The sequence below is a fragment of the Seonamhaeicola sediminis genome (assembly GCF_004358095.2).
In the GTDB taxonomy this organism is placed as follows: Bacteria; Bacteroidota; Bacteroidia; order Flavobacteriales; family Flavobacteriaceae; genus Seonamhaeicola; species Seonamhaeicola sediminis.
In genome coordinates this window covers 24,056-32,235 of sequence record NZ_SMZJ02000016.1, presented here as the reverse complement: position 1 = coordinate 32,235, position 8,180 = coordinate 24,056, and the positions used below count along the sequence as shown (strand labels likewise).

The window sequence follows — 8,180 nt, the reverse complement described above, 5'->3', positions numbered from 1 at the left end:
GTTTCCAATTGTTACTTACGCTGTCGATTTCAATATGTCTATGAACTTATTTTTTTCGCTCCTAAACGCGTTTCCTTGTTTAGCGGGTGCAAATATAAAACCCTTTTTTTTTACCCACAATACTTTTTAAATATTTTTTTAGAAAATCTTTTTAACCGCATTTCCCTTAAACCAATACCTAATTGTGAACATCGCATAACTGAAAATTACTCCCCCGTTTTGCGGGTGCAAACATAATACCTATTTCCCATTATACAAGAACTTTTTTAACCTTTTTTTTGACGCTTTTCTCTCAAAATCCCTAAAACCTTATTATCAATTACTTACACCAATAAAAAAATTATATAATACATAATACAACGCCTAAAAGTAAATAGTTTTGGCGATGAAAAGACGAAAAATAATTTAGTGGGACAAATTGGAAGATTCAATATACGCAAAAACTCTTTAAACAACAAGAGATCTGAGTGTAAAAAAACAGGCGTTTGATATTTTGGCTCTGCGAGTAATTTAAAAAACTGTGCTACCTACATATTACATGAACACTTAATACTATACTCAACAAATACAAATTTTTACTGTCTATTTTATATTTTTATCGAGTTTGTTGATGCGTTAGGGATTGAACGATTGGACTGCGCTCACCGCAGGCTAACTGTATGAAATCCTTTTTGACAAAGGCAAAAAGATTGAGTAGTGAAAGCCCGGACCGAGGAACGAAGGTAACGCCAAAAATTTATCTCTTTAATACATGTATAAAATTATACCTATATATATATTGTGTGGGTTTGTTTATACTATTATCTTTGCAGGCGAATTTCAATTAATCTTATGATAGATATTACTTTACCTGATGGTAGTATAAAAACGTTTGAGGAAAACGTTACACCAATGGATGTTGCTAAGAGTATTAGCGAAGGGTTAGCTAGGAATGTTATTTCTGCAAGTTTTAATGGAACAACTATTGAAACCGTTACTCCTTTAACTACAGACGGCGCTTTAGTATTATATACATGGAGAGATGATAAAGGTAAAACGGCTTTTTGGCATTCTTCTGCCCACGTTCTGGCTCAGGCCATTGAAGAATTGTACCCGGGTGTAAAACTTACTATTGGACCTGCTATTGAAAGAGGATTCTATTATGATGTTGATTTTGGAGAGCATATAATATCTGAAAAAGATTTTAAAGCTATTGAAAACAAAATGCTTGAGATTGCACGTGGCAAGCATGATTTTAAAATGCGTTCTGCCACTAAAGCTGAAGCTCTTACATTATATAAGGACAATGAGTTTAAAACTGAGCTTATTGAAAACTTAGAAGATGGTACTATTACTTTCTGTGACCATTCTACGTTTACAGATTTGTGCCGTGGTGGTCATATACCCAACACAGGCATTATAAAAGCCGTTAAGGTTTTGAGTGTTGCTGGAGCCTACTGGCGTGGTGACGAAACCAAACCGCAATTAACACGCGTTTATGGTATTTCATTTCCTAAGCAAAAAGAGCTTGCCGAGTATTTGGATTTACTTGAAGAAGCGAAGAAACGCGACCATAGAAAATTAGGAAAAGAATTGGAGTTCTTTACTTTCTCACAAAAAGTTGGACAAGGGTTACCTTTATGGTTACCTAAAGGAACTGCACTTCGTGAACGTTTGGAGAATTTTTTAAAGGCTGCACAAAAGAAAGCTGGTTATGAAATGGTTGTTTCTCCTCATATTGGACAAAAAGAGTTATATGTTACATCAGGACATTATGCTAAATATGGTGAAGATAGTTTTCAGCCTATAAAGACACCAAAAGAGGATGAAGAGTTTTTATTGAAACCTATGAACTGCCCGCACCACTGTGAAATATACAACAGTTTTCAATGGAGTTATAAAGACCTGCCAAAACGATATGCTGAATTTGGCACTGTATATAGATATGAACAAAGTGGAGAATTACATGGTTTAACCCGAGTAAGAGGCTTTACTCAAGATGATGCACACCTTTTTTGTACTCCTGATCAACTAGATGAGGAGTTTAAAAACGTTATTGATTTAGTGTTATATGTATTTGGTTCTTTGGGTTTTGAAAACTTTACGGCACAGGTTTCTGTAAGAGACCCTGAAAATCCAGACAAATATATAGGTGATACTAAAAATTGGGAAAAAGCAGAACAAGCCATTATTAATGCAGCAAATGATAAAGGCTTAGATTATATCATTGAAGAAGGTGAAGCCGCATTTTACGGTCCGAAGTTGGATTTTATGGTAAAGGATGCTTTAGGAAGACAGTGGCAATTAGGAACCATTCAAGTTGATTACAATTTACCAGAGCGTTTTGACCTTACGTACAAAGGAAGTGACAACGAGTTACACCGCCCTGTAATGATACACAGAGCGCCTTTTGGAAGTATGGAACGCTTTGTGGCATTACTACTAGAACATACTGGAGGTAATTTCCCGCTTTGGTTAATACCAACTCAATGTATTATCTTGTCACTTAGTGAGAAATATGAAAAATACTCTGAAAAAGTTTTAAATTTGCTAGAAAATGACGAAATTCGCGCCCTTGTTGATCATAGAAATGAAACTATAGGGAAGAAAATTCGGGAAGCCGAAATGCAAAAACACCCTTTTATGCTCATAATTGGTGAGCAAGAAGAAAAAGAAAACAAAGTAACTGTGCGTAGACACGGAGGAGAAGATTTAGGCATGATGACCATTGAATCCTTCTCAAAAATTATAAAAGAAGAGATTAGTAAAACGTTAAAATCGTTCTAGAGTAAAGAAACAAAGTTTAATTTAAAACAGATAAGCCATAGCAATTAGAAGAAGAAGACAGCCTCAAAGAGTTATACAAGAAGACAAACACAGAATTAACTCTAAAATAACATCACCAAAAGTACGTGTTGTGGGTGAAAATGTTGAAGTAGGTGTTTACACAATTATAGAAGCATTAGCAATTGCAGAAGATCAAGAATTAGATTTGGTTGAGATTTCGCCAAAAGCAGATCCTCCAGTGTGTAAGGTTATGGATTATAAAAAGTTTCTTTATGAACAAAAGAAACGAGATAAAGCCTTAAAGGCCAAAGCTAGTAAAGTAGTCATTAAGGAAATAAGGTTTGGACCACAAACAGATGACCATGACTACGAGTTTAAAAAGAAACATGCTGAAAAGTTCTTAAAAGATGGAGCTAAGCTTAAAGCCTTTGTGTTTTTTAAAGGACGTTCCATCATATTTAAAGAGCAAGGACAAATTTTATTATTACGTTTAGCTCAAGACTTAGAAGAGTTTGGTAAGGTTGAGCAGATGCCTAAACTTGAAGGTAAGCGTATGACGATGTTCATAGCTCCTAAAAAAGAAAAGAAATAGTATGAGATGCTGATACGAGATTAGCATGATAAAGATAATTAAGCGAGATAATTAAAACTAGGAAAAGAAATGCCTAAAATGAAAACAAAATCTAGTGCCAAAAAACGTTTTAAGTTAACGGGTACTGGTAAGATTAAAAGAAAGCACGCTTTTAAGAGTCATATTTTGACAAAAAAATCTAAGAAGCGTAAGCTTGCTCTGACTCATGATACATTAGTACATAAGGCAGACGAAGATAATATTAAAACCATGTTACGTTTAAAGTAACAAAAGTTTTAATTGGTTAAATAAATTATAAACCCTGGAGTGTGGCTCATTTGATTGACAATTGTAGATTTTAGATTTACAATTTTTATAGAAAATACCAAAGTACCCATTATCGGTCGCCCACTACAAAAAAATTAGAAATTATGCCAAGATCAGTAAATTCTGTAGCTAAGAGAGCTAGAAGAAAAAAGATTATTAAACAAGCAAAAGGTTACTTTGGAAGACGTAAAAACGTTTGGACAGTAGCTAAAAATGCGGTTGATAGAGCGATGCAATACTCGTACAGAGACCGCAGAAACAAAAAAAGAACATTCCGCGCTTTATGGATCACGCGTATTAACGCTGGAGCCAGAGAACACGGTTTATCTTATTCTCAATTTATGGGGAAATTAAAAGCTAATGGTATTGAGTTAAACCGTAAGGTTTTGGCCGATTTAGCTATGAATAACCCAGAAGCTTTTAAAGCTGTAGTAGAGAAAGTAAAATAAGGCTTTTTGCCTATTGTAAAACATATTATTCGCTTAATAAAAAATCCGATTCGTTTTGAATCGGATTTTTTTATTCTCCAAAAGCCGTAACTACTAGATTTCTTGCCCCACCATAATCTCTATGTTCACACAAATAAATCCCCTGCCAAATTCCTAAATTAAGTTTCCCATTTGTTATAGGAATTTGAACTGAAGTCCCTAATAAAGAAGTTTTTATATGTGCCGGCATATCATCAGCACCTTCATAAATATGCTTATAATACGGCGCATTTTCGGGAACCATCTCATTAAAGTGACTTTCAAAATCTGTTCTAACTGTATAATCGGCATTTTCATTAATAGTCAAACTTGCTGATGTATGTTTGATAAAAACTTGTAATTGGCCTACAGATATTTCCCTTATTTGTGGTAATACGCTTAAAACTTCATCTGTAATTAAATGGAATCCTCTAGTGTACGGTTTTAGTTTTATTTGTTCCTGAAAAAATTTCATACTAATTTATAATGCATCAAATATAACTTATTACGCAAAAAGCTTAATTAATAAGAACTATTATTTTAAAATGAACGCAACCTTTGACTGATTTTTGAGTCTTAATATAAACTTGCACATTATGAAAAAGACAATTTTAATACTAACAACTGTTCTTTTAACAATAAGCAGTTGCAGCGTATCTAATAACGATAATGATGACCCTATTGAAGTTACCCTATACCACTGGAATCTTATTAATGTAAGCGGAGGTATAGCTGGAGTAGATAATGATTTTGAAGTTGGTGATATTGTTTGGAATTATGACTCGTTTGAGAATCTTCTTCATGTTGAAAACAGTAATTCTGATGAAACAATTGAAGATGGTTTAGATTCTGGAGTTTATGAGTTTTCAGTTTTTGAGTTGAATTTGAATATTTATACACTTTTAGACTTTGACGAATTTGGCGAAATTTATGAATCTGAAACTGATGATACTGTTTTAATCATAAATCAAAATAGTCTGTCTACTGGTGCTGCGTCCGATGGTTTTTTGTATACATTTAAAATAACCACTTCAACAATAGAAATATAAATCACTAAGTTTTCTGTTTCTTTTTTCTGGCAGCAGGAAACAATACATTGTTTAAAATAAGTCTATATCCTGGTGAGGTTGGGTGTAAATCCAGTTCGGTTTTTGCGTCTCCTACCCGGTGCTGATAATCTTCAGGATCATGACCCCCATAAAAAGTAAAAAAGCCTTTACCTTTTATACCATGAATGTATTTAGCTTCTCCATTCATTTTAGTTTCTCCCATTACCAATACATTCGATTTAATTTCTTCTCTGGTAAAAGATGTTGTTTGGCCCATAAACCCTTTTACCAAAGCTGTATGATTTTGACATAACATAGTTGGGATTGGATCCCACTTTGCAGAAAACTCCATAAGAGAGAAATAGTCTGTGGTTTTAGAAACATTTCGCTTTCTAGTCATATCAATTGAAGAAAACTCATAAATCAATGGACTTCGTTCTAAAGTAAAATCTTTAAAGGCAAACGTTTTGCTGTAGTCTATTTTATTTTGATACCCCGCTTCGCTACCATCACCATCAAACATAGGTTCACAAATATCTAAGCCCTCAGCAGATAAAGCTATATCAAAACTATCCGTAGCGCTACACATAGCAAACATAAACCCCCCGCCAATAACATAATCTCTAATTTTTAAAGCTACTGCCAGTTTAGCTTGTGATACTTTATCGTATCCTAGTTTTGCAGCAAGAGCTTCTGCTGATTTTTTTTCATTTATATACCAAGAATAGGCTCTGTACATTCCATAGAATTTACCATACTGTCCTGTAAAATCCTCATGATGTAAGTGCAGCCAATCATACAACAGTAAGTTGTCATTTAATACCTCTTCATCATAAACTGTCTCATAAGGGATTTCTGCATATTGTAAAACCATAGTAACGGCATCGTCCCAAGGTTGTTTTCCGCTAGGTGTATAAACAGCAATTTTAGGAGCCTTTTCTAAAACCACTGCTTCCATATTTTTACTTGGGCTGCTAATTTCTTCTAGAATAGTTTCAGCCATAGTATTGGAAATTATCTCAAAAGAAACACCTCGTATTTGACATTCTTTTTGGATACTTTCGGTATCTGGTAACAAAAAAGAACCTCCTCTGTAATTTAGTAGCCATTTTACTTTTAGCTGTTTCTCCAGAGTCCAATAAGTGATTCCGTAAGCTTTTAAATGATTTTTTTGGCTATCAGCATCCATTGGAATGAGCACATAAGACGCAAACGCTTTTACTGATAGCAATAAAAACATGATGAAGGCTAAGACATTTTTCATAGACCGAAAGATACTTAAAAATGTGCTTAAAAGAATGTATTTAACAGAAGATTAATTCCTAGAATGGCACCTCGTTATCATCATCTTCATTAAACGAACTACCAAATGCCTGATCTGGACTTGCGGTAAAATTATCTGGTTTAAAAGTATCATCATTAGCGGCAGCGTTCATTTTTGAATGAAACTCAAAAGGTGAATCAAAATCATCTAAGTTATCAAATTTACCAAGATGCCCAATGAATTTTAATCTGATATTATCCAGACCACCATTTCTGTGTTTTGCTATTATAAATTCAGCTTGTCCTTCAGTTGGTGAGCGTTCTTCATCATCCCATTCATCAATTTTGTAGTATTCTGGTCTGTATATAAAACTCACAATATCTGCATCCTGTTCAATGGCTCCAGACTCACGTAAATCTGATAGTAATGGGCGCTTACTACCTCCTCTAGTTTCAACGGCACGTGATAACTGAGATAATGCTATTACTGGAACATTAAGCTCTTTTGCCAACGCTTTTAAATTACGGGATATCATAGATATTTCCTGTTCCCTGTTGCCAGTAGTTGAACTACCACCCGTCATAAGTTGTAAGTAATCAATCATGATTAATTTTATATCATGTTGAGAGGATAAACGACGTGCTTTTGCTCTTAAATCGAAAATAGATAGTGATGGGGTATCATCAATAAAAAGTGGAGCTTTTTCTAATCCTTTCACTTTTACATTTAATTGCTCCCATTCATGTTTTTCCAATTTACCTGTTCGAAGTTTTTCAGAAGATAACCCAGTTTCACTAGAAATTAAACGTGTAATTAACTGTACCGATGACATCTCTAAAGAAAAGAAGGCCACCGGAATATTTTGATCAACAGCAATATTTCTGGCCATAGAAAGCGTTAATGCTGTTTTACCCATACCAGGACGTGCCGCTACAATAATTAAATCTGAAGGTTGCCACCCTGAGGTTAATTTATCTAATTTATTAAATCCTGTTGGAATTCCGCTTAACCCTTCTTTATTAGAAATTTCTTCAATCTTCTTTTTTGCCTGAATTACCAAATCTTGCGCAGATTCACTAGACTTTTTTATGTTGCCCTGTGTAACTTCATATAGTTTAGCTTCGGCCTTATCCAATAAGTCAAAAACATCTTTGGTTTCATCATAAGAATCTTCAATAATTTCACTAGAAATCTTAATTAAACTACGCTGGATAAACTTTTGTAAAATAATGCGTGCATGAAACTCAATATGCGCAGAAGAGGATACTTTTTGTGTTAAAGAAATGAGATAAAAATCACCGCCAACCATTTCCAATTTTGCATTCTTCTTTAATTGCGTTGAAACGGTTAATAAGTCAATGGGCTCACTATTTTCAAACAACTCAAAAATAGCTTCAAAAATATGTTGGTGTGCTTCTTTGTAGAATGCATCAGGGCTTAAAATATCTATTACTTCGTCAACTCCCTTCTTATCAATCATCATTGCACCCAACACAACTTCCTCTAAATCAATAGCTTGTGGAGGTATTTTTCCTTTCTCCAGACTGATTAGGGTACTTTTATCTACTTTATATCCTTGAATTTGGTTAGGTTGTTTCATAGCTACGAAAGTAATTAAAAAGAAGATTGAAATTACAATGAGGTAAAAATCGATTTCAACTAACAGTTAACAATTTAACTGTTAATAACTTAATTATATTGTGAATAAGCATAAAAAAACCTGAAGTGTTTAACTC

General features: G+C 33.9%; 8 protein-coding genes. 5 read left to right on the top strand and 3 right to left on the bottom strand.

From position 1 onward, the window contains the following. The first annotated feature begins 831 nt into the window (after positions 1–831). The 4 genes from thrS to rplT all read left to right on the top strand — a co-directional run bounded on the left by thrS (position 832) and on the right by rplT (position 4,113). The gene (thrS, locus tag E1J38_RS14610; RefSeq protein WP_133357579.1) at positions 832–2,766 is read left to right on the top strand and encodes a threonine--tRNA ligase; all 1,935 of its coding nucleotides are present in this window, start codon (positions 832–834) and stop codon (positions 2,764–2,766) included. A gap of 73 nt (positions 2,767–2,839) precedes the next feature. After that, positions 2,840–3,358, top strand: coding sequence for a translation initiation factor IF-3 (gene infC / locus E1J38_RS14605; protein WP_255449915.1), 519 nt, complete (start codon positions 2,840–2,842; stop codon positions 3,356–3,358). 69 nt (positions 3,359–3,427) lie between these two features. Next, positions 3,428–3,625: a 50S ribosomal protein L35 gene (gene rpmI / locus E1J38_RS14600; protein ID WP_019388182.1), complete on the top strand. Its 198-nt coding sequence runs from the start codon at positions 3,428–3,430 to the stop codon at positions 3,623–3,625. 143 nt (positions 3,626–3,768) lie between these two features. Next, positions 3,769–4,113 (top strand): 50S ribosomal protein L20, encoded by a 345-nt coding sequence (gene rplT, locus E1J38_RS14595; RefSeq protein ID WP_133357577.1) that lies wholly within the window; start codon positions 3,769–3,771, stop codon positions 4,111–4,113. A gap of 70 nt (positions 4,114–4,183) precedes the next feature. Here the strand turns inward: rplT and E1J38_RS14590 are convergent, their stop codons facing one another. Then, positions 4,184–4,606 carry a secondary thiamine-phosphate synthase enzyme YjbQ gene (locus tag E1J38_RS14590; protein ID WP_133357576.1) on the bottom strand — a complete coding sequence of 141 codons (423 nt, stop codon included), beginning with the start codon at positions 4,604–4,606 and terminating at the stop codon, positions 4,184–4,186. Positions 4,607–4,727: 121 nt separating this feature from the next. Between E1J38_RS14590 and E1J38_RS14585 the strand changes: the two genes are divergently transcribed. Then, a complete protein-coding gene (locus E1J38_RS14585) occupies positions 4,728–5,180 on the top strand; it encodes a hypothetical protein (RefSeq protein WP_133357575.1) in 453 nt (150 codons plus the stop codon). 4 nt (positions 5,181–5,184) lie between these two features. Here the strand turns inward: E1J38_RS14585 and E1J38_RS14580 are convergent, their stop codons facing one another. Then, positions 5,185–6,369 carry an asparagine synthetase B gene (locus E1J38_RS14580; protein ID WP_133357583.1) on the bottom strand — a complete coding sequence of 395 codons (1,185 nt, stop codon included), beginning with the start codon at positions 6,367–6,369 and terminating at the stop codon, positions 5,185–5,187. Positions 6,370–6,502: 133 nt separating this feature from the next. Continuing rightward, on the bottom strand, positions 6,503–8,044 hold the full coding sequence (gene dnaB / locus E1J38_RS14575) for a replicative DNA helicase (RefSeq protein ID WP_133357574.1): 1,542 nt from the start codon (positions 8,042–8,044) through the stop codon (positions 6,503–6,505). Positions 8,045–8,180: the final 136 nt, after the last annotated feature.

Bases quoted from the DNA above. Each gene is read 5' to 3' on its own strand.
- E1J38_RS14585 (WP_133357575.1), top strand. From the start codon at position 4,728: ATGAAAAAGACAATTTTAATACTAACAACTGTTCTTTTAACAATAAGC.
- thrS (WP_133357579.1), top strand. From the start codon at position 832: ATGATAGATATTACTTTACCTGATGGTAGTATAAAAACGTTTGAGGAA.
- E1J38_RS14580 (WP_133357583.1), bottom strand. From the start codon at position 6,369: ATGGATGCTGATAGCCAAAAAAATCATTTAAAAGCTTACGGAATCACT.
- E1J38_RS14590 (WP_133357576.1), bottom strand. From the start codon at position 4,606: ATGAAATTTTTTCAGGAACAAATAAAACTAAAACCGTACACTAGAGGA.
- rpmI (WP_019388182.1), top strand. From the start codon at position 3,428: ATGCCTAAAATGAAAACAAAATCTAGTGCCAAAAAACGTTTTAAGTTA.
- rplT (WP_133357577.1), top strand. From the start codon at position 3,769: ATGCCAAGATCAGTAAATTCTGTAGCTAAGAGAGCTAGAAGAAAAAAG.
- dnaB (WP_133357574.1), bottom strand. From the start codon at position 8,044: ATGAAACAACCTAACCAAATTCAAGGATATAAAGTAGATAAAAGTACC.